Source organism: Streptomyces sp. NPDC002536 (assembly GCF_053594995.1).
Genome location: NZ_JBSFWU010000005.1, coordinates 1 through 25,528 on the forward strand (window position 1 = coordinate 1; position 25,528 = coordinate 25,528).

General features: G+C 73.0%; 24 protein-coding genes. 6 read left to right on the forward strand and 18 right to left on the reverse strand.

Translation table 11 applies throughout. From position 1 onward, the window contains the following. From kdpB to ACWD4B_RS03225, 6 genes are all read right to left on the reverse strand, one after another. A partial coding sequence (kdpB, locus tag ACWD4B_RS03200; protein ID WP_451419156.1) for a potassium-transporting ATPase subunit KdpB occupies nt 1-1,587 on the reverse strand: 1,587 nt, incomplete at its 3' end. Further along, on the reverse strand, nt 1,584-3,275 hold the full coding sequence (gene kdpA / locus ACWD4B_RS03205) for a potassium-transporting ATPase subunit KdpA (protein WP_451419157.1): 1,692 nt from the start codon (nt 3,273-3,275) through the stop codon (nt 1,584-1,586). The genes kdpB and kdpA, both read right to left, overlap by 4 nt. An 8-nt stretch (nt 3,276-3,283) precedes the next feature. Further along, on the reverse strand, nt 3,284-3,373 hold the full coding sequence (gene kdpF, locus ACWD4B_RS03210; protein ID WP_116214304.1) for a K(+)-transporting ATPase subunit F: 90 nt from the start codon (nt 3,371-3,373) through the stop codon (nt 3,284-3,286). Between the two features lie 323 nt (nt 3,374-3,696). Then, nucleotides 3,697-4,464, reverse strand: coding sequence for a DUF3710 domain-containing protein (locus tag ACWD4B_RS03215; RefSeq protein ID WP_451419158.1), 768 nt, complete (start codon nt 4,462-4,464; stop codon nt 3,697-3,699). Nucleotide 4,465: 1 nt separating this feature from the next. Beyond that, complete coding sequence (dut, locus tag ACWD4B_RS03220; protein ID WP_336412736.1) at nt 4,466-4,963, reverse strand: dUTP diphosphatase; 498 nt, start codon at nt 4,961-4,963, stop codon at nt 4,466-4,468. Nucleotides 4,964-5,049: 86 nt separating this feature from the next. Then, nucleotides 5,050-5,634 (reverse strand): PaaI family thioesterase, encoded by a 585-nt coding sequence (locus ACWD4B_RS03225; protein WP_451419159.1) that lies wholly within the window; start codon nt 5,632-5,634, stop codon nt 5,050-5,052. A gap of 59 nt (nt 5,635-5,693) precedes the next feature. On the opposite strand from ACWD4B_RS03225, the gene ACWD4B_RS03230 reads away from it, so the two are divergent. After that, on the forward strand, nt 5,694-6,143 hold the full coding sequence (locus ACWD4B_RS03230; RefSeq protein WP_336412738.1) for a DUF3093 domain-containing protein: 450 nt from the start codon (nt 5,694-5,696) through the stop codon (nt 6,141-6,143). Here the strand turns inward: ACWD4B_RS03230 and ACWD4B_RS03235 are convergent. The 4 genes from ACWD4B_RS03235 to ACWD4B_RS03250 all read right to left on the reverse strand — a co-directional run bounded on the left by ACWD4B_RS03235 (nt 6,127) and on the right by ACWD4B_RS03250 (nt 9,565). After that, nucleotides 6,127-6,930: a hypothetical protein gene (locus ACWD4B_RS03235; protein ID WP_451419160.1), complete on the reverse strand. Its 804-nt coding sequence runs from the start codon at nt 6,928-6,930 to the stop codon at nt 6,127-6,129. The two genes, ACWD4B_RS03230 and ACWD4B_RS03235, sit on opposite strands and share 17 nt — an antisense overlap. Before the next feature lie 13 nt (nt 6,931-6,943). After that, nucleotides 6,944-7,240, reverse strand: a complete 297-nt coding sequence (locus ACWD4B_RS03240) for a DUF4193 domain-containing protein (protein ID WP_109284094.1) — start codon at nt 7,238-7,240, stop codon at nt 6,944-6,946. A gap of 396 nt (nt 7,241-7,636) precedes the next feature. Further along, nucleotides 7,637-8,905: a sensor histidine kinase gene (locus ACWD4B_RS03245; protein WP_451419161.1), complete on the reverse strand. Its 1,269-nt coding sequence runs from the start codon at nt 8,903-8,905 to the stop codon at nt 7,637-7,639. A 6-nt stretch (nt 8,906-8,911) separates the two neighbouring features. Beyond that, the gene (locus ACWD4B_RS03250) at nt 8,912-9,565 is read right to left on the reverse strand and encodes a response regulator transcription factor (protein ID WP_171083092.1); all 654 of its coding nucleotides are present in this window, start codon (nt 9,563-9,565) and stop codon (nt 8,912-8,914) included. A gap of 256 nt (nt 9,566-9,821) precedes the next feature. On the opposite strand from ACWD4B_RS03250, the gene ACWD4B_RS03255 reads away from it, so the two are divergent. Beyond that, nucleotides 9,822-9,986, forward strand: coding sequence for a hypothetical protein (locus tag ACWD4B_RS03255; RefSeq protein WP_171083094.1), 165 nt, complete (start codon nt 9,822-9,824; stop codon nt 9,984-9,986). A gap of 210 nt (nt 9,987-10,196) precedes the next feature. Here the strand turns inward: ACWD4B_RS03255 and ACWD4B_RS03260 are convergent, their stop codons facing one another. Then, nucleotides 10,197-11,009 carry an inositol monophosphatase family protein gene (locus tag ACWD4B_RS03260; protein WP_451419162.1) on the reverse strand — a complete coding sequence of 271 codons (813 nt, stop codon included), beginning with the start codon at nt 11,007-11,009 and terminating at the stop codon, nt 10,197-10,199. Between the two features lie 14 nt (nt 11,010-11,023). Further along, nucleotides 11,024-12,151: a ferrochelatase gene (locus ACWD4B_RS03265; RefSeq protein WP_451419163.1), complete on the reverse strand. Its 1,128-nt coding sequence runs from the start codon at nt 12,149-12,151 to the stop codon at nt 11,024-11,026. A 141-nt stretch (nt 12,152-12,292) separates the two neighbouring features. On the opposite strand from ACWD4B_RS03265, the gene ACWD4B_RS03270 reads away from it, so the two are divergent. Continuing rightward, nucleotides 12,293-13,588, forward strand: a complete 1,296-nt coding sequence (locus ACWD4B_RS03270) for an MFS transporter (RefSeq protein WP_451419164.1) — start codon at nt 12,293-12,295, stop codon at nt 13,586-13,588. Beyond that, nucleotides 13,524-14,867: a D-arabinono-1,4-lactone oxidase gene (locus ACWD4B_RS03275; protein WP_451419165.1), complete on the forward strand. Its 1,344-nt coding sequence runs from the start codon at nt 13,524-13,526 to the stop codon at nt 14,865-14,867. The genes ACWD4B_RS03270 and ACWD4B_RS03275 overlap by 65 nt, the downstream gene beginning before the upstream one ends. Nucleotides 14,868-14,882: 15 nt before the next feature. Here the strand turns inward: ACWD4B_RS03275 and ACWD4B_RS03280 are convergent, their stop codons facing one another. After that, nucleotides 14,883-15,851: a hypothetical protein gene (locus ACWD4B_RS03280; RefSeq protein WP_451419166.1), complete on the reverse strand. Its 969-nt coding sequence runs from the start codon at nt 15,849-15,851 to the stop codon at nt 14,883-14,885. 448 nt (nt 15,852-16,299) lie between these two features. Here ACWD4B_RS03280 and sepH point away from each other — a divergent pair, with 448 nt between their 5' ends. After that, nucleotides 16,300-17,328 (forward strand): septation protein SepH, encoded by a 1,029-nt coding sequence (gene sepH / locus ACWD4B_RS03285; protein ID WP_451419167.1) that lies wholly within the window; start codon nt 16,300-16,302, stop codon nt 17,326-17,328. Between the two features lie 177 nt (nt 17,329-17,505). Here sepH and ACWD4B_RS03290 read toward each other — a convergent pair whose 3' ends face one another. Then, nucleotides 17,506-18,366: a sulfurtransferase gene (locus ACWD4B_RS03290; protein WP_451419168.1), complete on the reverse strand. Its 861-nt coding sequence runs from the start codon at nt 18,364-18,366 to the stop codon at nt 17,506-17,508. Between the two features lie 282 nt (nt 18,367-18,648). Between ACWD4B_RS03290 and ACWD4B_RS03295 the strand changes: the two genes are divergently transcribed. Further along, a complete protein-coding gene (locus tag ACWD4B_RS03295; RefSeq protein ID WP_451419169.1) occupies nt 18,649-19,443 on the forward strand; it encodes a VOC family protein in 795 nt (264 codons plus the stop codon). Nucleotides 19,444-19,455: 12 nt separating this feature from the next. Here ACWD4B_RS03295 and ACWD4B_RS03300 read toward each other — a convergent pair whose 3' ends face one another. The 4 genes from ACWD4B_RS03300 to ACWD4B_RS03315 form a co-directional block, all read right to left on the reverse strand. Beyond that, nucleotides 19,456-20,118, reverse strand: a complete 663-nt coding sequence (locus ACWD4B_RS03300; RefSeq protein WP_451419170.1) for a thymidine kinase — start codon at nt 20,116-20,118, stop codon at nt 19,456-19,458. Between the two features lie 78 nt (nt 20,119-20,196). Continuing rightward, nucleotides 20,197-21,405: an alkaline phosphatase family protein gene (locus ACWD4B_RS03305; RefSeq protein ID WP_451419171.1), complete on the reverse strand. Its 1,209-nt coding sequence runs from the start codon at nt 21,403-21,405 to the stop codon at nt 20,197-20,199. Further along, nucleotides 21,405-21,992 carry a DUF5998 family protein gene (locus ACWD4B_RS03310; RefSeq protein WP_451419172.1) on the reverse strand — a complete coding sequence of 196 codons (588 nt, stop codon included), beginning with the start codon at nt 21,990-21,992 and terminating at the stop codon, nt 21,405-21,407. Before ACWD4B_RS03310 ends, ACWD4B_RS03305 begins: the two co-directional genes overlap by 1 nt. Nucleotides 21,993-22,050: 58 nt before the next feature. Continuing rightward, nucleotides 22,051-25,446, reverse strand: a complete 3,396-nt coding sequence (locus tag ACWD4B_RS03315; RefSeq protein WP_451419173.1) for a bifunctional acetate--CoA ligase family protein/GNAT family N-acetyltransferase — start codon at nt 25,444-25,446, stop codon at nt 22,051-22,053. Nucleotides 25,447-25,528: the final 82 nt, after the last annotated feature.

Genomic DNA, 25,528 nt, shown 5'->3' on the forward strand with positions numbered 1-25,528 from the left:
GCCGCCGGCCTGCTCGCGCTTGATGAGGGCCATCTTGTCCTCGGGCGTCGCCTCGGCCAGGAAGTCGTCGACCCCCGCCTCCTCCGCAATCGCCTTGGCCGTCAGCGGGTTGTCACCCGTGATCATGACGGTCTTGATGCCCATGGCGCGCAGCTCGTCGAACCGCTCGCGCATGCCCTCCTTGACGACGTCCTTGAGGTGGATGACGCCCAGGACGCGCGCGCCCTTCTCGTCCTCCAGCGCGACCAGCAGCGGCGTGCCACCAGCCTGGGAGATCTCGTCGGTGAGCGTACGGGCGTCCTCGGCGACGCTGCCGCCGCGCTCCTCGACCCAGGCGATGACCGAACCGGTCGCGCCCTTGCGGACCTTGCGCCCGTCGACGTCCACACCCGACATGCGGGTCTGGGCGGTGAAGGGGATCCACTCGGCGCCCACGAGCTCGCCCTCGTGGCGCTCGCGCAGGCCGTACTTCTCCTTGGCGAGGACGACGATCGAGCGGCCCTCGGGCGTCTCGTCGGAGAGCGACGAGAGCTGGGCGGCGTCGGCCACCTCGGCGGCCATCGTGCCCTTGACCGGGACGAACTCGGAGGCGCGGCGGTTGCCGTAGGTGATGGTGCCGGTCTTGTCGAGCAGCAGCGTGGAGACGTCGCCTGCGGCCTCGACGGCCCGGCCGGACATGGCCAGGACGTTGCGCTGCACCAGGCGGTCCATGCCCGCGATGCCGATCGCGGAGAGCAGGGCACCGATGGTGGTCGGGATGAGGCAGACCAGCAGGGCCGCGAGCACGATCATCGTCTGCTCGGCCTTCGCGTAGATCGCGAAGGGCTGCAGCGTGACGACGGCCAGCAGGAAGACGATCGTGAGCGAGGCCAGCAGGATGTTGAGGGCGATCTCGTTCGGCGTCTTCTGCCGGGCCGCGCCCTCGACCAGGTTGATCATCCGGTCGATGAAGGTCTCGCCCGGCTTCGTCGTGATCTTGATGATGATGCGGTCGGACAGCACCTTCGTACCGCCGGTGACGGCCGAACGGTCGCCGCCGGACTCCCGGATGACCGGCGCGGACTCACCGGTGATCGCCGACTCGTCGACCGACGCGACGCCCTCGACGACGTCACCGTCGCCGGGGATGATGTCGCCCGCCTCGCAGACGACCAGGTCGCCCACGCGCAGCTCGGTGCCTGCCACCGACTCCTCGGCGTCGCCGTTGAGCCGCCGCGCGACCGTGTCCGTCTTGGCCTTGCGCAGGGTGTCGGCCTGGGCCTTGCCGCGGCCCTCGGCGACGGCCTCCGCGAGGTTGGCGAAGACGACCGTCAGCCACAGCCAGACCGTGATGGCCCAGCCGAACCAGTCGCCCGGGTTCTTCAGCGCCAGCACGGTGGTCATGACCGAGCCGATCTCGACCACGAACATCACGGGGGACTTGACCATCACCCGCGGGTCGAGCTTGCGGAAGGCGTCGGGCAGCGACTTGACCAGCTGCGCGGGGTCGAAGAGACCGCCGGAGACCCGGCCGGACTCCCCGGAACCGTGCGACTGCTCGTCCTTGGGGTCCTCGGACTCCGTACGGACAGGGGTGGTGGTGCTCATGAAAGTCCCTCCGCCATCGGGCCAAGGGCCAGGGCCGGGAAGTAGGTCAAGCCGGTGATGATCAGGATCGCGCCCACGAGCAGACCGGCGAAGAGCGGCTTCTCCGTGCGCAGGGTGCCGGCGGTCTCGGGGACGGGCTTCTGCTCGGCGAGCGAGCCGGCCAGCGCCAGCACGAAGACCATCGGCAGGAAGCGGCCGAGCAGCATGGCGAGGCCGATCGTGGTGTTGTACCACTGCGTGTTGGCGTTCAGGCCGGCGAAGGCCGAGCCGTTGTTGTTGGCGCCGGAGGTGTAGGCGTAGAGGACCTCGGAGAAGCCGTGGGCCCCGCTGTCGTTCACGGAGTTGGCCGCGCCGTTGAGGATCGAGTTCGGCGGGGTGTGCATCACCATCGACACGGCGGTGAAGCCGAGGACCAGGGTCGGGGTGATGAGGATGTAGCACGCGGCGAGCTTGATCTCGCGGGTGCCGATCTTCTTGCCGAGGTACTCGGGCGTACGGCCGACCATCAGGCCCGCGATGAAGACCGCGATGATCGCCATGACGAGCATGCCGTAGATGCCGGATCCGACGCCGCCGGGCGCGATCTCGCCGAGCATCATGCCCAGCATCGCGATGCCGCCGCCGAAGCCGGTGAACGAGGAGTGGAAGCCGTCCACCGCACCCGTCGAGGTCAGCGTGGTGGAGGTGGCGAAGATCGAGGTGGCCCCGATGCCGAAGCGCTGCTCCTTGCCCTCCAGCGCGCCGCCGGCCGCCTGGAGCGCCGCACCGTGGTGGGCGAACTCGCTCCACATCATCAGCACGGTGAAGCCGAGCCAGATCACGCCCATGGCCGCGAGGATCGCGTAGCCCTGCTTGACGTTGCCGACCAGCTTGCCGAACGTGCGGGTGAGCGCGAACGGGATGACGAGGATCAGGAAGATCTCGAAGAGGTTGGTGAAGGCGCTCGGGTTCTCGAACGGGTGGGCGGAGTTGGCGTTGAAGTAGCCGCCGCCGTTGGTGCCGAGCTCCTTGATGACCTCCTGCGAGGCCACGGCGCCGCCGTTGACCTGCTGGGTGCCGCCGGCGAGCTGGCCGATCTCGTGGATGCCCGAGAAGTTCTGGATGGAACCGCAGGCGACCAGGATCAGCGCACCGACCACCGAGATCGGGATCAGGATGCGGATCGTGCCGCGCACCAGGTCGGCCCAGAAGTTGCCCAGGTCGCCGGTGCGGGACCGGGCGAAGCCCCGGACCAGGGCGACGGCGACGGCCATGCCCACGGCGGCGGAGACGAAGTTCTGCACCGCGAGGCCGAGCGTCTGGACCGCGTGGCCCATGGACTGCTCGCCCGAGTACGACTGCCAGTTGGTGTTGGCGACGAACGACGCGGCGGTGTTGAAGGCCTGGTCCGGGCTGATGGCGTGGAAGCCGAGCGACAGCGAGTGCGGCAGCACGCCCTGGACCCGCTGGAGCAGGTAGAGGAAGAGCAGGCTCATCGCGGAGAAGGCGAGGACGCCGCGCAGATAGGCCGGCCAGCGCATTTCCGCGTTCGGGTCGGCACCGATGAGGCGGTAGAGCAGCTTTTCGCCGCGCAGGTGCTTCTCGGAGGTGTACACGGCGGCCATGTAGTCGCCGAGCGGACGGTAGACCAGCACGAGCGCCGCTATGAGCGCGATCAGCTGGAGGACGCCGGAGAGGACGGGGCTCATAAGGGTGCTCAGAACCTCTCCGGGAAGACGAGGGCGAGGATCAGGTAGCCCAGCAGGGCGACGGCCACGACCAGGCCGACGATGTTCTCGACGGTCACAGCTTGGTCACCCCCTTGGCGACGAGAGCCACCAACGCGAAGACCGCGATCGTGGTGACGACGAAGGCCACGTCGGCCATCGTGTGCTCCTAGAGAGGTTCGGATGAACGGACCTCTAGAGGAAACCTCCGTTACCGGCGGGTACAGGTTTCGTTGACGTCTCCCTTACGGCCATTAGCGCCCCCTTGACGGGATTCATACGCGAATGGCTCGGACCTGCGAAAACGCCGCTGGGCCGGAACCCGGTATACGGGTTCCGGCCCAGCGAAACGGCTTGTTCAAGCCGTTGTGGACACCTTCTTCGGCCGTTTTCACGGCCTTTTTCAGCGGACCTCGGTGATCTCCGGGCCGCGCTGCAGACGGTCCACGCCGCCCGCGAAGCGCGAGCCCTGCTCCTCCTGCTGCAGCCCCTCGGCGACCATCTGGGCGTCGTCGGGGAGCTTCAGCACGATCGGGTCGCGGGGCGCCATCGGGGACTCGCCGCGCACGACGACCGTGTCCCGGAAGATCTGCTCCAGCAGCCCGGCGGTCTGCGGCTGCACGGCCCCCTGGCCGGAGATCACACCGCGCAGGAACCAGCGCGGACCGTCACAGCCGACGAACCGCACCAGCTGCACGCCGTTGGTGCCGTCGGGCAGCGCCACCGGCACCTGGGCCCGCAGCTCCCAGCCGAGCGGCCCCTCGACCTCCTCCACGGCACCGCCCTGCTGGGTGATGCCCTCGGCGATCTCGGCGCGCACCTCGCCCCAGATGCCCTCGCGCTTGGGTGCGGCGAACGCCTGCAGCTGGACGGCGCTGTCGCGCAGCACCACCGTGGCGGCGACGATCGCATCGCCGGCCACCTCGACCCGCAGCTCCATGCCCTCGACGCCGGGCACGAACAGCCCGCCCAGGTCCACCCGGCCCTCGGCGGGGTCGGACACCTCGGAGACGTCCCACGGCCCGTCGGGGCGCGGCTCCGGCTCCAGCCGGACCCGCCCGGCGTCCGCGGCGTCCGCGGTGGTCTCCCCGCTCTCGGCCAACTCCTCGGAGGTCACACCGTCGACCTGGTCGACGGCGTCCTCGCTGCGCTTGCGGCGACGACCGAACACGTCACTGTCCTTCCCGGTCGGCTACGACCGAAGCGAATCCATTCCCCACGGCAGCGTGGCCACCGGTGGACCCGAAGCCCCCGTCGCCCCGCGCCGAGCCGGGAAGCTCCGCCACCTCGTGGAAGCGGACCTTCTCGACCTGCTGGACAACCAACTGGGCGACGCGGTCGAACCGTTCGAACCGCACGCTCTCGCGCGGGTCCAGATTGACCACAATCACCTTGATCTCTCCACGGTACCCGGCATCGATGGTCCCCGGGGCATTGACCATGGAGACCCCGCACCGGGCGGCCAGCCCCGAGCGGGGGTGCACGAAGGCCGCGTAGCCGTCGGGCAGCGCGATGGAGATACCGGTGGGCAGCACCGCCCGCTCGCCGGGCGCCAGCACGGCGGCCTCGGTGGTGACCAGGTCGCACCCGGCGTCACCGGGGTGCCCGTACGCAGGGACGGGGACCTCGGGGTCCGTGCGGCGGATCAGGACGTCGACGGGCTCGCGCAACTGAGTCTTCCTGTTCGCTTCTCCGCCCGCGAGGCGCACCTGCGGGTTCGCTGTCGTCTGCAGCCCGGCGGCCTCGCGTGCGCCGCTCACGGGTTCACCTCTAGGGCTCGTGCGACCTTGACCTGGTCGGGGTCGGCCAGCACGGCCTGGATCTCGGCGGACCGGCCGTTCTCGATGAAGTGGTCGATCTTGACCTCGATGAACACCGCGTCCGCGCGCACCGCGACCGGGCCCTCGGGGCCGCCGATCCGGCCGGTGGCCGTGCAGAAGATCTTACGGCCCTGCACCGCGAGCACCTCGGCGTCCAGGTGCAGCACGGTGTCCACGGGGACGGGCCGCAGGAAGTCGGTCTCCAGCCGCCCGGTCACCGCGATCACCCGCAGCATCCAGCCCAGCGCGCCCAGCGTCTCGTCCAGGGCGGTGGCCAGCACGCCGCCGTGCGCCAGGCCGGGAGCACCCTGGTGGGCCTCCTTGACCCGGAACTCCGCCGTGACGCGCACGCCCTCACGGGCCCGCGTCTCCAGGTGCAGCCCGTGCGGCTGGCCGCCGCCGCAGCCGAAGCAGTGTTCGTAGTGCGACCCGATGATCTCTCCGGGCGCGGGGGCTTCGGGGTGCCGCACCGGAGGCCGGGCGCCGGCCGGCGGTGTCAGCGATGTCGTTCGTCCACTCACAGGGGCTGACCTTACCCGCGCCGACGGCACCCGGTCCCGCCCGTGCCAAGCTTGGACCCATGCAGCCTTACGAAGAACGCCTGACCGCACCTCGCTCCTGGTGGTTCATCGCGGTCCTCGTCGGGGTCGCGATGGCGCTGATCCTGCTGCCCCTGGGCTCGCTGCCGATGCTCGGCGGGCTCATCGGCGGTGCGGCCCTGGCCTCGGTGGCGGTCAGCTCGTACGGCTCCGTGCGGATCCGGGTGGTGGGGGGTGCGCTCGTCGCGGGCGAGGCGCGCATCCCGGCGGAGGCGCTGGGGGCGCCCGAGATCCTGGACGCGGAGGAGGCGCGGGCCTGGCGGACGTTCAAGGCCGACACCCGGGCGTTCATGCTGCTGCGCGGCTACATCCCGACGGCGGTGAAGATCGAGGTCACCGACCCGGCGGACCCCACCCCGTACGTGTACCTCTCCACCCGCTCCCCCGAGCGGCTGGCCGCGGCGCTGGAAGCCGTCAGGGCCGGTCGGTAAGGGCGTCCCAGGGGATCTGCCGGGCGCGCAGGTCCTTGCGCACCTTCTCGGCGAGACGCCTGGTGTCCCGGCGGTTCATCACCGCGCCCACGGTCGCCCCGATCATGAAGGGGGTGACGTTGGGCAGGCTGCGGAACGTGCGCTTGAGGACGCGCTGGCGCAGCTCGCGGCGCATCTGGACGCCGAGCGCCGCATTGATCGTCAACGGGACCGTGACATCGATGCCCCTCTCGTCGGCCCAGGCGCCCAGATAGGCCATGGACCGCTGGACCGGGCTGCCGGAGGCCGGCAGGCCGTAGACCTCGTGCAGCTCGGCGATCAGCTTGAGCTCCACGGCGGCGACGCCGACGACCTCCGCCGCCAGCTCGGCCGGCAGGGCGGGCGGCACCGGGAGCATGGCCGCAGCACCGATTCCGGCGCCGACGGTGGAGGTGCCGTGCGCGGCACCCGCCACCAGCTTGTCCGCGAGCTCCTCCGGGCCGAGACCGGGGAACTGGGCGCGGAGGGTCGCGAGGTCGCGCACGGGGATGCGCGGGGCGTTCGCGATGATCCGGTCGGCGACGGCGGACAGGCCCGCCCTCGCTCCCCGGCCGCCCTTCCTGGCACCGCGGCCGACGGCTGCGACGAGCGAGGCCGTGCGGCCCCGCCCGGCGTCCGCCTCGACCGGGCCGCCGGTCAGCACTGCGGGGGCGATGTCATCCGTCGGCGAAGCGGCGCCCCCGGCGGCCCCGGTGGTCGGGCCGGGCCTGCGGGAGCGCCGTTTCCGGAACGGGGTCGAGCCTGCCATGGCAGACCCTGCCTCAATCGCAGTCGCGGCAGATCGGCTGACCGTTCTTCTCGCGGGCCAGCTGGCTGCGGTGGTGCACCAGGAAGCAGCTCATGCAGGTGAATTCGTCGGCCTGCTTGGGCAGGACCCGGACGGCCAGCTCCTCGTTGGAGAGGTCCGCGCCGGGCAGCTCCATGCCCTCCGCAGCCTCGAAATCGTCCACGTCGACGGACGACGCCGACTTGTCGTTCCGCCGGGCCTTCAGCTCTTCAAGACTGTCGGAATCGACGTCGTCATCGGTCTTGCGTGGGGTGTCGTAGTCCGTTGCCATGTCGCTCTCCCCCTCTGGGTGGTTGCGGTATCTCCAGCGCACGTAACGCATGAGAGGCCGGACTTGTGCCCGACCCGAGGCGGAGATTTTGCCTCACATCAAGGTCTGTTACTCAATCGACACCCAACCGCACACCTGAAGAGGTGATGGGGTGGGGTGGCGAAGGGGACCGTACACGGTCCCGGTACGGGGTGCTGCAACGCCATCCCGTGTACTTCCCGTGATCAAGGCTGCCGGAAACCCGCATTTTCCCGGCGTTCCGGCGGCCGACATGGTCACGGAGAGTAGATGGCCTGAACCGGCCGCATGTGATCGATCACACACACCCACAGCGCCGGGCGGACTGGATGAATTCCGCCCAAAGCGAACCTGTTGGCGCCCTATTCTCCCAGAGAACTAAAGCGGGAACACCACCCGCATCACGAGTCCGCCCCCCTCGCGGGGCTCCGCGGTGATCCGCCCGCCGTGCGCGCGGGCCACGGAGCGCACGATGGAGAGCCCCAGGCCGACGCCCTTGTCGCTGCCCGTGCGCTCGGTGCGCAGGCGGCGGAAGGGCTCGAAGATGTTGTCCACCTCGTAGGCCGGGACGACCGGGCCGGTGTTCTCCACCACCAGCACCGCCTGGCCCGGCCGGATCTGCGTGGTGACCTCCACCCAGCCGTCCGGGACGTTGTAGCGCACGGCGTTCTGCACCAGGTTCAGCGCGATCCGCTCGAGCAGCACGCCGTTGCCCTGGACGACCGCGGGCTGCCGGGTGCCCCGGAGCTCCACGCCGCGCTCCTGGGCCTCGCTCCGGGCCTGGTCCATGGCCTGGGAGGCCACCTCGGCCAGGTCGACGGGCTTGCGGTCGACGATCTCGTTCTCGCTGCGGGCGAGCAGCAGCAGGCCCTCCACGAGCTGCTCGCTGCGCTCGTTGGTGGCCAGCAGAGTCTTGCCGAGCTGCTGGAGCTCCGGGGACGCTCCTGGGTCGGAGAGGCTGACCTCCAGCAGCGTGCGGTTGATCGCCAGTGGGGTGCGCAGCTCGTGCGAGGCGTTGGCCACGAACCGTTGCTGCGCGGTGAAGGCCCGCTCCAGCCGGTCGAGCATCTCGTCGAAGGTGTCCGAGAGCTCCTTCAACTCGTCGTCCGGGCCGCCCAGTTCGATGCGCCGGGACAGGTCCGTGCCGGCCACCCGGCGGGCCGTCCTGGTGATCTTGCCCAGCGGCGAGAGCACCCGGCCGGCCATCGCGTAGCCGAAGGCGAAGGCGATCACGGCGAGGCCGAGGAGCGCGAACAGCGAGCGCCGCCACAGGCCCTCCAGGGCCAGGCTGCGCTGGTGGGACATGCAGGCGGTGAGGATGCCGTTGGCCTGGTCGGCGCTGAGTCCGGGGCTCTTGAGGTCCGGGCAGGTGTCGCCGGTGACCTGGACCTTGCTGCCCTCGATCAGCTTGATCAGCGGCTGGCTGCCGGTACTCAGCGCGTTCGCGGCCAGCAGATAGATGATCGTCAGCAGCAGCACGCCCGCCATCAGGAACATGCCGCCGTACAGCAGCGTGAGCCTTATGCGGATCGTCGGACGCAGCCAGGGGAACGGCCGGACGACCGGCTGGCGCGGGTCCCAGGTCGGCTTCGGGGGCGCCGCGGGCGCCCCGGCCGGCGGGGCGGGGGTGGGGGGTGTCGTCGGCATCGCGGATCAGATCCGGTATCCGGAACCGGGCACGGTGACGATGACGGCGGGCTCGCCCAGCTTGCGGCGCAGGGTCATGACGGTGACCCGGACGACGTTGGTGAACGGGTCGGTGTTCTCGTCCCAGGCCTTCTCCAGCAGCTGCTCGGCGGAGACCACGGCTCCCTCGCTGCGCATCAGCACCTCCAGCACCGCGAACTCCTTCGGCGCCAGCTGCACCTCCCGGCCGTCGCGGAAGACCTCGCGGCGGTTGGGGTCCAGCTTGATGCCGGCCCGCTCCAGGACGGGCGGCAGGGCGACGGTGGTGCGCCGGCCCAGGGCCCGGACCCGGGCCACCAGCTCGCTGAAGGCGAACGGCTTGGGGAGGTAGTCGTCGGCGCCGAGCTCCAGGCCCGCCACGCGGTCGCTGACGTCGCCCGAGGCGGTCAGCATCAGGACGCGGGTGGGCATGCCGAGCTCGACGACCTTGCGGCAGACGTCGTCACCGTGGACGACCGGCAGGTCGCGGTCGAGCACGATGACGTCGTAGTCGTTGATCTCGATCCGCTCCAGTGCCGCGGCCCCGTCGTACACGACGTCGACGGCCATGGCCTCCCGGCGCAGTCCGGTGGCGACGGCATCGGCGAGCAGCTGCTCGTCCTCGACGACGAGTACGCGCACGGCGCTGGTCCTTCCTTCGAGACTCCTGTGGGTCCCTCCATCCTGCCCTGAACGTCGATAAACCGGCCGTAAGAGGCCCGGTTCCGGATTGCCCGGCGGTCACAGGTTTCCCACCGGACGGGGGTGGGGAAGACGTCTGCACACCCGCGATCACGCTCCCCCGGGGTACGCGTGTACCCGGAAACCCCTCGGGCGTGATCGTTTCTGCCGTGGCACACCCCCGTGCCGCCGACCCACGACAAGGGGGCGCAGCACCATGGACGCGTTCACCGCTGGCATTCTGCAGCGCATAGAGAACACCCGGACCGACCTCGACCGAGCCCGCCGCAGCGGCGACGACTTTCTCGCCGACGTCGAGGAGGCCGAACTGGCCGACCTCCACCGCTTGGCGGCGGAACACGGCGTACGAGTCAGCGCCTGACCCATCGCTGCGGGGCGCCCCCGATACCGCCGTCCTGGCGGTGCCGGGGGCGCCCCCTTTGCTGCGGGCCGGCCGTGGTTGCTCGCGCAGTTCCCCGCGCCCCTTCGGGGCGCGATCACTGGGGGTGCCGTGCCCCGTCAGGGGCGCGGGGAACTGCGCGACCGGCCACGACGGACCCGCAGTCGACGCGCTGTGCTTCCTGCGGAGCGCCTAGTCGTGCCAGGCCCCCAGCTCCTCCAGCCTCCCCTGCAGCAGCTCGAAGACCCCCGGCGCAGCCGCGACCGTCAGCTCCCCCGACTCCGGGGCCCCGGGCCGGCCGCCCGTCAGAGCGCCGGCCTCCCGTGCGATGAGCGCCCCCGCCGCGAAGTCCCAGGGGTTGAGCCCCCGCTCGTAGTACCCGTCCAGCCGGCCGCAGGCCACGTCGCACAGGTCGATCGCCGCCGACCCCCCGCGCCGGATGTCCCGCACCTCCGGCAGCAGGGTGTGCAGCACCCGCGCCTGCGCGGCCCGGCGCTCGGTGAGGTAGCCGAAGCCGGTGCCGATCAGCGCCTGGGCGAGCCCGCCCGCGGGCGCGGGCCGCGCCTCCAGCCGCCGGTCCCCGGCGAAGGCGCCCTCGCCGCGCAGGGCGCGGTACGTCTCGCCCCGCATGGGCGCGGCCACGACGCCCACGACCGCCTCGCCGTCGATCTCGGCGGCGATGGAGACGGCCCAGGAGGGCAGCCCGTAGAGGTAGTTGACCGTGCCGTCGATCGGGTCGATCACCCAGCGCACCCCGCTGGTGCCCTCGGTGCTGGCGCCCTCCTCGCCCAGCAGCCCGTCGTGCGGGCGCCGCTCGGCCAGGAAGCCGGTGATGAGCTTCTCGGCGGCGATGTCCATCTCGGTGACGACGTCGATGGGGCTGGTCTTGGTCGCGGCGACGCCCAGGTCGGCCGGGCGGCCGTCCTTGAGCAGGGTGCCGGCCCGGTCGGCGGCCTCCAGGGCCACGGCGAGCAGTTCGGCTGCGTTCTCGGCGTTCACAGTCACGTGCGGGGTGCTCCTTACGCGTACGGGCTGTCGGCACCGGCGGCGGCCGGGCGCGGGGCCCGGGCCGGGCAGCAGCCGACGGGACAGAGGTCGTGGGACGGGCCGAGGGCGCCCAGCGCGCACCGCTCCGGCCGCTCGCCGCGCTCGCTCGCGGCGCGCTCCAGCACCAGCTCGCGCACAGCGGCGGCGAACCGCGGATCCGCCCCGACCGTGGCCGCCCGGGCCACCGGCAGGCCCAGCTCCTCCGCCTTGGCCATGGCTTCGGTGTCGAGGTCGTACTTGACCTCCATGTGGTCCGAGACGAAGCCGATGGGGACCATGACGACGGCAGGCGCGCCCTCGGCGTGCACGGCCTCCAGGTGGTCGCAGATGTCGGGCTCCAGCCACGGGATGTGCGGGGCGCCGCTGCGCGACTGGTACACCAGCTCCCACGGCCGGTCGGTGCCCGTGGCCTCGCGGACGGCATCGGCGATCAGCCCCGCGACCTCCAGGTGCTGCGCGACGTAGGCCCCGCCGTCGCCGTGGGCCTCCGGCGGGCCGGAGGTGCCGGCCGCGGCGGTGGGGATGGAGTGCGTGGTGAAGGCCAACCGGGCTCCCGCGCGCACGTCCTCGGGCAGTTCCGCCAGGGCGGCGAGCGTGGCGTCCACCATCGGCTGCACGAAGCCCGGGTGGTTGAAGTAGTGCCGCAGCTTGTCGATGCGCGGCAGCGGCAGGCCCTCGGCCTCCAGGGCGGCCAGTGCGTCCGCCAGGTTCTCCCGGTACTGGCGGCAGCCGGAGTAGGAGGCGTAGGCGCTCGTGGCGAGCGTGAGCACGCGGCGGTGCCCGTCGGCCACCAGCTCGCGCAGGGTGTCGGTCAGGTAGGGCGCCCAGTTGCGGTTGCCCCAGTAGACCGGCAGGTCCGTGCCCTGCGCGGCGAACTCCTTGCGCAGGGCGGCGAGGAGCTCCCGGTTCTGGTCGTTGATGGGGCTGACGCCGCCGAAGAGGAAGTAGTGCTGCCCGACCTCTTTGAGCCGCTCGCGGGGGATGCCACGGCCGCGCGTCACGTTCTCCAGGAACGGGACGACGTCGTCCGGGCCCTCCGGTCCGCCGAAGGAGAGCAGCAACAGGGCGTCGTACGGGGCATGGGCTGGCTGATCCGGCATGGCTCCGATCCTGCCACCCGGCACTGACAGCCGGGAAATGCCGTGCGTCGTACGGACGTCCGGTCGTAAGCTGTATCGGCCACCTACGCGCCTTACGGCACCCTCGTCACGTCCCTCTCGTCCACGTCAGCGGAGCCGGTCTTGTCCAGTCCCTACAGCGCGATATTCGCCGCCCCCGGTGCCAAGGGGTTCTCCGCGGCAGGCCTGCTCGGCCGCATGCCGCTGTCGATGCTGGGCATCGGTGTCGTGACCATGATCTCCCAGCTCACCGGGCGGTACGGGCTGGCCGGCGCGGTCTCCGCGGCGCTGGCGCTGTCCGCCGCGCTCATCGGCCCGCAGGTCTCCCGGATGGTCGACCGGCACGGGCAGGGGCGCGTGCTGCGCCCGGCGACGCTGATCTCGCTGGCCGCGGTCGCCGGACTGCTGGTGAGTGCTCAGCAGCGGTGGCCCGACTGGACGTTGTTCGTCTTCGCCGCGGGCGTCGGCTGCGTGCCGAGCGTGGGCTCGATGGTGCGGGCGCGGTGGGCGGCGATCTACGCCGGGTCCCCGCGCATGCTGCACACCGCATACTCGGCCGAGTCCGTCGTCGACGAGGTGGTCTTCATCCTCGGCCCCATCCTGTCGATCGGGCTGTCCACGGCCTGGTTCGCGGAAGCCGGGCCGCTGCTGGCCGCGTGCTTCCTGGGCATCGGGGTCTTCTGGCTGACCGCACAGCGCGCCACCGAGCCCGTCCCGCACCCGCGCAGCGAGCACAGCAGCGGCTCGGCGCTGCGCGCGCCTGGGCTCCAGGTGCTGGTGGTGGCCTTCGTGGCCACGGGTGCGCTCTTCGGCTCGATGGAGGTGGTGACCGTGGCCTTCGCCGAGGCGCAGGGGCACAAGGCTGCATCGAGCCTGGTCCTCGCCGTCTACGCGCTGGGCTCCTGTCTGGCCGGCGCGGTCTTCGGACTGCTGCACCTCAAGGGCGATCCGGCACGCCGCTGGGTACTGGGCGTGTGTGCGATGGCCGTGAGTATGATCCCCCTCCAACTGGTCGGGAACCTGCCGCTCCTGGCCGTGGCGCTCTTCGTCGCGGGCCTGTCCATCGCACCCACGATGGTGACCACGATGGCCCTCGTCGAGCAGCACGTACCGCGCGCGAAGCTGACCGAGGGCATGACCTGGACGAGCACCGGGCTCGCGGTCGGCGTGGCGCTCGGGTCGTCGGCCGCCGGATGGGTGGTGGACGCCGCGGGCGCCCGCGCGGGGTACGCGGTGCCCGGCGCGGCGGGTGTGCTCGCGGCGGCGGTCGCGTTCCTCGGATACCGCCGGCTGCGGCCGGCGCCGGAGCGGGCGGAGGTATCCGTGCCGCTGGCAAGGGGAGGGTCCGACACGTATGACGGGAAAGACCGGCACCACCGCACCGAGCAGAGCGACCGGAACGAGCAGCACCTGGCGTAACTGGGCGGGGAACGTCACCGCCCGGCCCCGGCGGACCGTGGCTCCCGCCTCGGCGGAGGAGGTGGCCGCAGCGGTCGCATCGGCCGCCGAGGACGGGCTGCGGGTGAAGGCGGTCGGCAGCGGCCACTCCTTCACCACCGCGGCCGTCACCGACGGACTCCTCGTCCGCCCCGACCGGTTGACCGGCGTCCGCGCCGTCGACCGCGCCGCCGGAACGGTGACGGTCGCCGCCGGCACCACGCTCAAACGGCTCAACGAGACGCTGTCCACGCACGGTCTGTCGCTGACGAACATGGGCGACATCATGGAACAGACCGTCTCCGGCGCCGTCAGCACCGGCACCCACGGCACCGGTCGCGACTCGGCCGCGATCGCCGCCCAGATCCGGGCCCTTGAGCTGGTGACGGCGGACGGCTCCGTGCTGACCTGCTCCGCGCAGGAGAACCCCGAGGTCTTCGCGGCGGCCCGGACCGGCCTCGGCGCGCTCGGCGTGATCACCGCGGTGACCTTCGCGGTGGAGCCGGAGTTCCTGCTCCGGGCGCAGGAGGAACCGATGCCGCTCGGCCGGGTCACGGCGGAGTTCGGACAACTGACCGACGAGAACGAGCACTTCGAGTTCTTCTGGTTCCCGCACACCGAGAACTGCATCACCAAGCGCAACAACCGCAGCGCGGGCCCCGCGGATCCGCTGGGCCGCATCGGTGCCTGGGTGGACGACGAGCTGCTCTCCAACGGGCTCTTCGCCGCCGTCTGCGCCCTGGGCCGGGCCGTCCCCGCCACGGTTCCGGGGCTGGCGCGGGTCAGCGGCAGCGCCCTGTCCGCCCGCAGCTACACGGACGTCCCCTACAAGGTCTTCACGAGTCCGCGCCGCGTCCGCTTCCTGGAGATGGAGTACGCGCTGCCGCGCGAGGCGGCGATGACGGCGCTGCACGAGCTGCGGGCCACGATCGAGCGGATGCGGCTGCGGGTCGGTTTCCCCGTCGAGGTGCGCACCGCGCCCGCCGACGACATCCCGCTGTCCACCGCCTCCGGCCGGGACACCGCCTACATCGCCGTCCACATGTACCGGGGCACCCCGCACCGGGCGTACTTCACGGCCGCCGAGCGGATCATGACGGCCCACGGCGGGCGCCCGCACTGGGGGAAGCTGCACACCCGGGACGCCGCCTACCTGGCGGAGGCCTATCCGCGCTTCGCGGAGTTCGCCGCGGTGCGGGACCGGCTGGACCCGCACCGCGTCTTCGGCAACGACTACCTGCGGCGCGTCCTGGGCGACTGACCCATCGGACAGGCCCTACGAGACCGGGCCGGTGCCCGTGCCGGCCGCACCGGCCGCGGCGCCCTGCGCGGGGGGCTGGCTCGCCCCGCCCTGGCCGCCGGTGCCCTGGCCGCCGGTCGTGCCGCCGGTCTTGCCGTCGTCGCCCTTGCCGCCGCCCTGGGAACCGCTGGGGCCGGGGGTCGGCTGCTGCGGCGAGGGCGAGGAGCCGCCGGAGGACGGCGTCGGCGTCGGGCCCGGGCTCTGCTTGCCCGAACCGCCGCCCTGCGGGGAGGCGTCGGGGGACGGTGTCGTACCGCCCTTGCCGCCGTCGCCCGTGTCGTCCTGCGGGCGGTGCTCGGGGGACCTCGACGGGCCCGGGTCCTGCTTCTTCCCGTCCGAGCCCGGGTTGAAGATCCGGCCGACCGTCGTGCCGTCCTTGCTGCCGTCCGCGCTGGAGCCCGAGACCAGCTCGACGGTCGTCACGGCGCCCATCGCCAGCGCGAAGATCGCACCGGCGGCAGGCAGCGTGCGCTTCCAGCCGCGCAGCCTGGTGCCGTGCGTTGTGCCGTCCGTGTATTCCCCGGAGTACTGATCGGTGTACGCCGCGTCCCGCACGCCGGGGCGCGCACCGGCGTGCGCCCCGGGCTGCGCCGGGCCGTCCTCCGGATGTGCCGCCTGGGGCAGCAGTTGCGTACGGTCCGCGTCGACGGGCAGCGCCCGCGTCGCGTCGACCTGGCCGAGGAGCTGGGTGCGGTCGAGGTCGGGCCCACCGCGCCCCACGGCCCGGCCGGCCTCCCCGACGGGAACCTGGCGCAGCTTGGGCTTGGCCGCCTGGGTGGTCGCCTCCCGCACCTGCTCGCCCGTACGTCTGAACACGTGCTGGAAGACCGTTCCACCCGTGGTGGCGACCACGCTGACGACACCGGCGCCGATCACCGTGCCATACACGCCGAGCTTGCCCGCGAGCATGGCGGCGACGACCGCCGCAAGGGCACTACCGGCCACCTGCGCAACGCTCAGGTCCAGCCGCCTGCCCTTGGCTTTTGCCTCAGTTTCGGCTTTGTCGTCCATCTCCCGCCTCTGTCGGTCCTTTCGTGCCGTCTTGCAGCTAGAAGGGACATTCGAGAGTAACGAACAGTTCCGAATCGGGCGATTGTGTGAACCTCGCCACCTGCGACGACGTCCTACGGTCCGAGGCGCGCACTCAACTCCCTTGAGGCACGTGAACTTCGCTGGCGCGCCGATCCACGCCCAGTGGCCCGAATGGAGTACTGTGACGAGCCCTGGCCCCAATATCCCGTCCGGCTGCCCGGACCCAACGGGAGGGGGCCCGGGCGGCTCTCGCCCCGTCAACTCGGCAATGTTGTGGCAGGCTGCTACCCGGGCAGGCCACACTCGACTAGCGGAAGCAGCGACGCAGGTGACGTCGGCAGGCACCACCCGGGAGGTCCCCATGCCCGAACTGCGTGTCGTGGCAGTCTCCAACGACGGCACACGTCTGGTGCTCAAGGCTGCGGACAGCACGGAGTACACGCTTCCCATCGACGAGCGGCTGCGCGCCGCCGTGCGGAACGACCGTGCACGGCTGGGCCAGATCGAGATCGAGGTGGAGAGCCATCTCCGGCCCCGCGACATCCAGGCCCGCATCCGGGCCGGTGCGTCGGCTGAGGAGGTCGCCCAGCACGCCGGCATCCCCGTGGAGCGGGTCCGGCGCTTCGAGGGCCCCGTGCTCGCCGAACGCGCCTTCATGGCGGAGCGGGCCCGCAAGACGCCCGTCCGCCGCCCCGGCGAGAGCACCGGGCCGCAGCTGGGCGAGACGGTCGCCGAGCGGCTGATCGTGCGCGGCGCCGACAAGGACAGCGCGCAGTGGGACTCCTGGCGGCGCGACGACGGCACCTGGGAGGTGCTCCTCGTCTACCGCGCCTCCGGCGAGCCGCGCGCGGCGAGCTGGACGTACGACCCGCCGCGCCGGATCGTTCAGGCGCTGGACGACGAGGCACGGGCGCTCATCGGCGAGGCCGAGGACACCCCCGAGCCGAGCTTCCCCTTCGTGCCGCGCATCGCGCGGCTGCCGCGGGACCGGCCGCTGGACCGCGACCGCCAGCCGGCCTCCGCCGCCCCGGATTCCGGTGCGGACTCCTCCTCGGAGGAGCCGCCGGAGAAGGAGCGGGACTCCCTGACGAGCCTGCTCGAAGCGGTGCCCAGCTTCCGGGGCGACATGATCGTGCCGGAGACCCCGTCCACCGCGCCCGAGTCGCCGGCGGACGAGCCGGAGGCCGCGGAGCCGCCGGCCCCGGCGGCCAGTGCGGGGTCCGCCTATGCGGACGTGCTCATGCCGCGCTCCGTCGCCGGGCACCGGGACCGTCTCGTCGGCACCACGGACCGCCAGGCCGAGGCGGACGGCGTCCGCCCCGGGCGCCGGGCGGCGGTGCCGAGCTGGGACGAGATCGTGTTCGGCACACGGCGCAAGAAACCGGAGTGACCTCCGGTCGGGTCGCGCCCCGTAAGGGGCGCGAGGAACTGCGCGACCAGCCACGACGCACCCGCAGATGACATGTTGCCCCGGGGCTTCGCCCCGGACTCCGGGGCAGTGCGCCGACTGCGGGCCGTCGGTGGCTTGTCGCGCAGTTCCCCGCGCCCCTTACGGGGCGTGAAGCCCTCAGCCCCGCTCGGCCCCCGTGGAGACCGGCCGCCCCGCGGCCGACCACTCGCTCCAGGAGCCCACGTACAGCGCCGCCGGTACCCCGGCCACGGTCAGGGCCAGGAGCTCGTGGGCGGCCGAGACGCCCGAGCCGCAGTAGACGCCGACCTCGGCGTCCGGGCCGGCGCCCAGGGCGGCGAAGCGGGCGGCGAGTTCCGCCGCGGGGCGCAGGCGCCCGTCCGCGGCCACGTTCTCCGTCGTCGGGGCCGAGACCGCCCCGGGGATGTGCCCGGCGACCGGATCGACCGGCTCCGCCTCGCCCCGGTACCGCTCCCCCGCCCGCGCGTCCAGCAGCACGCCCCGGCGCGCCAGCGCCGCCGCGCCGTCCGCGTCGAGCACGGGCAGCGCCCCGGGCCGGGGCGCGAAGTCGCCCTCCGGCACCGCCGGAACCCCGGTGGTCAGCGCGCCACCGGCCGCGGTCCACGCCACGACGCCGCCGTCCAGGACGCGGACGTCCGGGTGCCCCGCCCAGCGCAACAGCCACCAGGCGCGCGCCGCGGCCCACCCCTGGCCGCCGTCGTACACGACCACCGGCCGGTCCGCGGAGACGCCGGCCCGCCGCATGGCCGCCCCGAACACCGCGAGGTCCGGGAGCGGGTGACGGCCCTGCGGCCCCGGAGGGCCGGCCAGCTCGGCGTCCAGGTCCACGAAGACCGCGCCGGGCAGGTGCCCGGCCTCGTACGCGGCCCGGCCCGTCGGCCCCGCCGACGGGCCGCCCGCTTTCGTGAGGGTCATTTCCCAGCGGACGTCCAGGAGCGTCGGCGGCCGCTCCCCCGCCGCCTCGCCCGCCCACCGGTTTGCCGTGATGATCGCATCCATGGCCACCATCCTGGCGCAGACGGACCGGAGGGCTCTACGTCCCATGGCCCCCTGGCGAGAGGGCACCTGACGGACAGATACTGGACGGCAATGCCGCGGAAACGGAAGCGAAACGCGATTTCGGGCATTCTCCTGCGCGAACCCGTGACTTTCGGCGCGGCCGGGGAGCGCGCCGCGACGGGTGGTGCAAGCATCTGGTCGGGCACCGTCCCGTACCACCCCCGCGCGCCGCGGATCGCCGTGGTCGCGCTGCCGCCGCGAATGGCCGAGGAGAGAGTGACGATGACCGAGGTATGGGGATTCTCCGAGAGCCACGAGGAGGAGACGCGGCACGCACCGGGCACGCCGTGCTGGACCAGCCTCCTGGTGCACGACCTGGAGGCCACCAAGGACTTCTACAGCGGCCTGTTCGGCTGGGACTACTACAACCCGGGTCCGCGTCAACTGGGCCCGTACGTACGTGCCACGATCGACGGACGCGACGTGGCCGGCATCGGCGAGCTGCCGCCGGACCGTCAACTCCGCATCGCGTGGACCACCTATCTGGCGAGCGACGATGCGGACGCCGCCGCGGAGTGGATCCGCTGCTGCGGCGGCACGGTCGGCGTGGGCCCGCTGGCGGCGGACGACGCCGGGCGGCTGGTACTGGCGTCCGATCCGGCCGGTGCGCTCTTCGGCGTCTGGCAGGGCCAGGACCTGGTGGGCCAGGGCCCCGCGGGCACGCCGGGCGTCCCGGTCTGGCACGAACTGGTGACCCATCAGGGCACCAGCGTGGTCAAGTTCTACCAGTCCCTGTTCGGCTACGAGACCAAGGCCTCGGGGGGCCTGGAGTCCGACACGCTCACCCTGCACCTGGAGGGCCGCCCGGTCGCGGCGATCCGCAGTGCGGGCCCGGAGCTGCGGATGCCGCTGTGGATGACGTACTTCGAGGTGACGGACGTCGACGCCGCCGCCCGCCGGGTCGTGGAGCTGGGCGGACGGATCGACGAGGCCCCGCACCGGGGCCCCGCGGGACGACAGGCCACGGTCGAGGACCTCGAAGGCGCGGTCTTCACCCTTCTGCAGTCCGGCCGCTGACCGTGCGGACCGTCAGGCGGACGGCCCGTCGGGGTCCACCGGCAGCACGTCGGGCGAGAGGGCGGCGGCATGGGCCGCGGCCGCCGTCATCCGGCGGCGGTGGTGGCGCCGGCACAGCACCTCGTAACCGACCTCGGTCTGCGGCTGGTTGACGTCGCCGACGACGACCTGCGCGCCCTCCACCACCATCTGCCCGCCGACCGTACGGGCGTTGTGGGTGGCCCGCGCCCCGCACCAGCACAGGGCCTCGACCTGGAGGACCTCGATCCGGTCGGCGAGTTCGACCAGGCGCCGGGAGCCCGGGAAGAGCCGGGTGCGGAAGTCGGTGGTGATACCGAAGGCGAAGACGTCGAGTTCGAGGTCGTCGACGATCCTGGCCAGTTGGTCGATCTGCTCGGGGTCGAGGAACTGCGCCTCGTCGGCGATGACGTAGTCGGCCCGGCCGCCCGCGGACAGCCGGGCGACGACGTGCGCGTAGAAGTCGAACCCCTCGCCCGCCTCCACGGAGTCGGTGACGAGGCCGAGCCGGGAGGACAGCTTCCCCTCGCCCGCGCGGTCGTTGCGGGTGAAGATCAGGCCCTGCAGGCCGCGGGCCGAGCGGTTGTGCTCGATCTGCAGAGCGAGGGTGCTCTTTCCGCAGTCCATGGTTCCGGAGAAGAACACCAGCTCGGGCATGGGAAGGCCGACTGCCTTTCGGTCGTGGGGACTTGCATGGGGGGGTGCTGAGGGTGTGGGGAACGGTCCTGCGCGCCGTCAGGAGCGCACTTCGAGCAGCGGTACGAGCTGCTCGACGGGCGTCATCGAGCCGTGCAGCCCGACCATCGCGGACTCGTTGGGCTCGGTCTCCGTGGCGACCACCGCGACGTCGTCGCGCGCGGCGGCGACCACGTCGCCGATGCGGGCGTACACCCGGTCGTCGACGCCTGTGCCCGGCGGTCCGAACCACCCGGCCTCGATGGCCTCGTCGCGCCCGGCGACCCACATCTGCTCGCCGAGAACCTCGCGCCACACGGCCAGCACGTCCGCCGCCGCGCCGGGCACCGCGTAGACGTGCCGGGCCCGGGCCTCGCCGCCCAGCAGGGCGACGCCGGCGCGCAGCTCCCAGTCCTCGTCGTAGTCGATGCGCGACTCGGGGTCGAACGGGATGTCGATCATGCCGTGGTCGGCGGTGACGTAGAGCGCCGAGCGGGGCGGCAGCTGTTCGGCCAGCCGCCGGGCGAGCAGGTCGACGTACATCAGCTGGCCGCGCCACTCGTCGGAGTCGACGCCGAAGCGGTGGCCCTTGCCGTCGACCTCGCTGTAGTAGGTGTAGACGAGCGCGCGGTCGGCGGCCGCCAGCCGGTCGGCGGCGAAGTCCATCCGCTCCTCGCCGGAGAGGCGGCCGTGGAAGGTGCCCCCACTCAGCGCGATCTTCGTCAGCGGGGTGTGCTGGAAGTCCGGTGCGGAGACCTGGCAGGTGGCGACCCCGGCCGCGTCGGCGAGCTGGAAGACCGTGGGGTAGGGCTGCCAGACGTGCGGGTCGGTCCAGGGCCGCCAGCGCAGCTGGTTCATCAGCTGCCCGGTGCCCGGGTCGGCGACCGTGTACCCCGCCAGGCCGTGGGCGCCGGGCGGCAGGCCCGTGCCCACCGAGGCGAGCGAGGTGGCCGTGGTGGAGGGGAAGCCGGCGGTCATCGGCGCACCGGTGCCGTTCATCGAACTCGCCATCAGCGAGTGCAGGAACGGCGCCTCGGCCGGGTGCGCGCGCAGCAGCTCCCAGCCCAGGCCGTCGATCAGGAAGACGCAGACCCGGTCGGCGGGCGCCAGCTCCAGGCCCGTCGTGAGCCCGGGCACGCCCATGCCGGAGGCGACGGCCGGCAGCAGGTCCGCGAGCGCGCCCGTGCCGTAGCGCGGCAGCGGGGCGGTGCGGGGGTCGAGCGGGACCGGCTCGTGCCAGCCGGAGCCCGCGGTGGTCGGCTGATGCATCAGCGGGCGGTCACCACGGTCGCCTCGGACAGGGCCTGGGCGAAGGTGAGCGTCTGGCGGACGCTGTCCGGGCCGTCGCCCGCCTCGCTGACCCGCAGGCTCAGGTCGTCGGCGGTGGACGAGCCGGTGTAGCCGTGGTCGGCGTCGCAGTTGGGGTCGCCGCAGGCGGCGGGCTCCAGGTCGATCCGGGAGACCGCGCCCCAGCCGATGGTCAGGACGACCTCGCGGGGCAGCATGCCCGGGGTGTAGGACTCGGGGTTGGCGACGACGCGGCTGACCACGACCGAGGAGATCCGGTCGAGCTTGACGGACTCCGTGGACGTGGTGGCGTACGGCGAGGGGGAGGTGTTGTCGGCGGCCTGCTCGTCGGTGTGGCTGACGATGAAACGGGTGCCCGTGAGGACCAGGACCGTCACATGGCGGCGGACCTCGTTGGCGTCGAAGGTCGTCTCCTGGTGGACCAGGTACGACACGACCGGCTCCCCGCCCACGGCGGCCTCCACCGCCTCGGCCACGAGGGCCGGGTAGTAGCCGCTGCGCTCAATGGCTGCGCGCAGCCCCTGGGTCGTCGTACCGGTCTTCGCCATACGCCCATCCTACGGGGCGTACGGGGCCCGGCCGCCGGGCCCTTGCCGTCGACGGGCGTCAGTAGTGCGGCAGACTGCGCGGGCCCAGGTCCGTCCGGGCGGGCGGCCGGGCGAGCCGGAGGGAGGCGCCGAGAACGTGCACCCCGCGCGGCGCGACGATCACGGGCTCCAGGTCCGCACCGACGACCTCGGGGTGGTCGTCGACCAGGCGCGAGACGCGCAGCAGCAACTCCTCCAGGGCCGCCGTGTCCACCGGGGCGGCGCCGCGCCAGCCGAAGAGCAGCGGGGCGGTGCGGATGGAGCGGACGATCTCGGCGGCGTCCCGGTCGGTGGCGGGGACCAGCCGGTGGGCGGTGTCCCCGAGCAGCAGGGACGGCGCTCCGGCCAGGCCGAAGGAGAGCACGGCACCGGCGGCGGGGTCGATGGCGGCCCGGACCACGGTGTCGACGCCGCGCTGGGCCATCGCCTGCACGACCAGCCGGGACTCCTCGCCCGGGCCGAACAGCCCGGTCAACTCGCCGTAGGCGCGGCGCAGTTCCGCTTCGCTGCCCAGGCCGAGCCGGACGCCGCCGAGGTCGGCGCGGTGCCGCAGATGCGGGGCGGTCGGCTTGAGGACGACGGGGAAGCCGAGGCGCTGCGCGGCGCGGACCGCGGTCTCCGGGTCCGGCGCGGGCACGGCGGGCAGCACGGCGATGCCGTAGCGCGCCAGGAGGCGCTGGGTGTCGGCGGCGGACAGGGTGACGGCCCGCTCCGCGCCGGCCCCGTGGGCTTCGAGCAGCACCTCGATGTCGGCGGCGGCCCCCGCCTCGTCGACGTCCTCGAACTCCGGCACCCGCCCCGGCTCGGCGGCCTGCCGCCGCCACCACGCGTACCGCGCCGCCTCCGCGAGGGCCCGGACGGCACGCTCGGCGGCGGGATAGGCCGGTATCCGTGCGGACCGGTCCGCACGGACGGCCTGCGCCGGGCCGGCGGTGCCGGGGGCGGACCGGTCGCCGCCGGGGGAACGCGGCACACCACCGCCGGACGCCGCCCACCCGGTCGGCGCTCCGCCCTCCTCGCCCCGCCCCGGTGTCCCGGCCGATGCGCCGGACGCCGGGCGCCCCGACGCAGCAGGCACGGCGCCACCCGGCGCATCGGACCGGCCCGACCCGGGCGGCATGGCCCCGGCCGATGCGCCGGACTCCGGCCGCCTCGCCCCGGGCGCGGCCTCGGGCGACGCCCCCGGCATCGGCCGTCCCGGCGCCGCAGGCACAACTCCGGCCTGTGCGCCGGGAGACGCAACGGCCGCCCACGCGGCACCCGACGACTGCGGTACTTCCCGCCCCGACGCCCCCGGCTCCGCCGCACGGCGAGCCGCGGCATCCCGCGTCTGCGGCGCGTCCCGGCCCAGCGAGGCCGACTCGGCCGCAGGCCCGCCCCCCGCACCCGACGCACACTCCTCCGTCTGCAATCCACGGCCCGTCGACGCCGGCTCTGCCGCAAGACGGTCCGGCGCAGCCGGTGCGACGTCCTCCGGCAGCGGGCCACGCCCCTGCTCCGCCGCAGGGCGAGCCGGGGCACCCGGCGCACCCCCCGCCTGCGGCGCAGCCGCACCCGGCTCCGCCGCAAGGCGGTCCGGCGGAGCCGCCAGCGCCTCGGCCAGGCCCGGGATCTCCAGGTGGACGACCGCCACCGGCTTCGCGGCCGCAGCCGCGGTCGCCGCCTCGCGGACGGCGGACGCCAGGTCCTCGGCGGAGGTGTCGCCGACCCAGGGGATGGCGGTGACGACGACCGCGTCGCAGGACGGGTCCTCCAGGGCCTCGGCCAGGGCCGTGCGGAAGTCCTCCGGCGTGGCGGCGGTGGTCAGGTCGTGCGGGGGCAGCGGCCGCAGGCCCTCGGTGAGGCAGGAGTCGTAGGTGAGGAGCGCGAGGGACTCGGAGTTGCCCAGGATCGCCACGCGCGGACCCTCCGGGAGGGGCTGGGAGGCGAGCAGCAGCCCGGCGTCGGCCAGCTCCGTGACGGTGTCTACGCGGATGACGCCCGCCTGCCGCAACAGGTCGGAGACGGTGGCGTCGGGGATGCGGGTGGTGGGCACCGTGTGCCCGGCGGGGGCGGCGGCGCCGTGCCGGGCGCCCTTGACGACCACGACCGGCTTGCGGGCGGCGGTGCGCCGGGCCAGGCGGGTGAACTTGCGGGGGTTGCCGATGGATTCCAGGTACATCAGGACGACGTCCGTCTCCGGGTCGTCGTGCCAGTACTGGAGGAAGTCGTTGCCGGAGACGTCCGCACGGTTGCCGGCGGAGACGAAGGTGGAGATGCCGACCAGACCGGCGGCGCGCCGGTGCAGCCCGCCCAGCAGGGCGATGCCGATGGCGCCGGACTGGCTGAAGAGCCCCAGCCGCCCGGCGGCGGGGAGTTCGGGCGAGAGGGAGGCGTTGAGCCGGACGCCCCCGGCGGTGTTGATCAGACCGAGGGCGTTGGGCCCGACGATCCGCATCCCGTACGAGCGGGCCTGCCGGACGAGCTCGCGCTGGCGCTCGCGGCCCTCGGGGCCGCTCTCTGCGTACCCGGCGGAGAGGACGACGAGGCCCTGCACCCCGTGCTCCCCGCAGTCGGCCACGACGGACGGCACCTGCTCCGCGGGCACGGCCACGACCGCCAGGTCGACCGGCTCCTCGATGGCGCGCACCGACCGGTGGGCGGGGACACCCTCGGGCTCCAGCCTCGAAAGCCCTTCGGGGAAGGCGTGGTTGACCGCGTACGTACGCCCGGTGAAGCCGCCCGCGAGCAGGTTGCGCAGGACGGTGCGGCCCATGCCGCCGGGCTCGCGGCCGGTGCCGACGACGGCGACGGAGCCGGGGGCGAGAAGGCGCTGGACGGAGCGGGCCTCGGCGCGCTGCTCGCGGGCGCGCTGGACGGCCAGGGAGCGGTCGGTGGGCTCCAGGTCGAGCTCGAGGCGCACGACGCCGTCCTCGAAGCTGCGCTTCTGGGTGTAGCCCGCATCGGTGAAGACCTTGATCATCTTCGTGTTGGCCGGCAGCACCTCGGCCGTGAAGCGCCGGATGCCGCGCTCGCGCGCGACGGCCGCGATGTGCTCCAGGAGGGCGGAGGCGACGCCGCGGCCCTGGTGGGCGTCCTGCACGAGGAAGGCGACCTCGGCCTCGTCGGTGGCGCCCGACGCGGGCACGCGGTCGTAGCGCACGGTGGCGATGAAGTCGCCGTGGACGGTGGCGGCGAGGCCGACCCGGTTCACGTAGTCGTGGTGGGTGAAGCGGTGCACGTCCCGGTCGGAGAGCCGGGGGTAGGGGGCGAAGAAGCGGTAGTACTTGGACTCGTCCGAGACCTGTTCGTAGAAGCTGACCAGGCGCTGCGCATCGTCGGCGGTGATGGGGCGGATCTGCGCGGTGCCGCCGTCGCGCAGCACGACATCGGCTTCCCAGTGCGTCGGGTACGCGTGCTCGGACGGCGTCTGCATGGGGCCAGAGTACGGCGAGGCCCTGACAGCACGGCCAACGCGACCAGCGCGACGGGTGCGACCGAGCACCGCACGGCGCGTG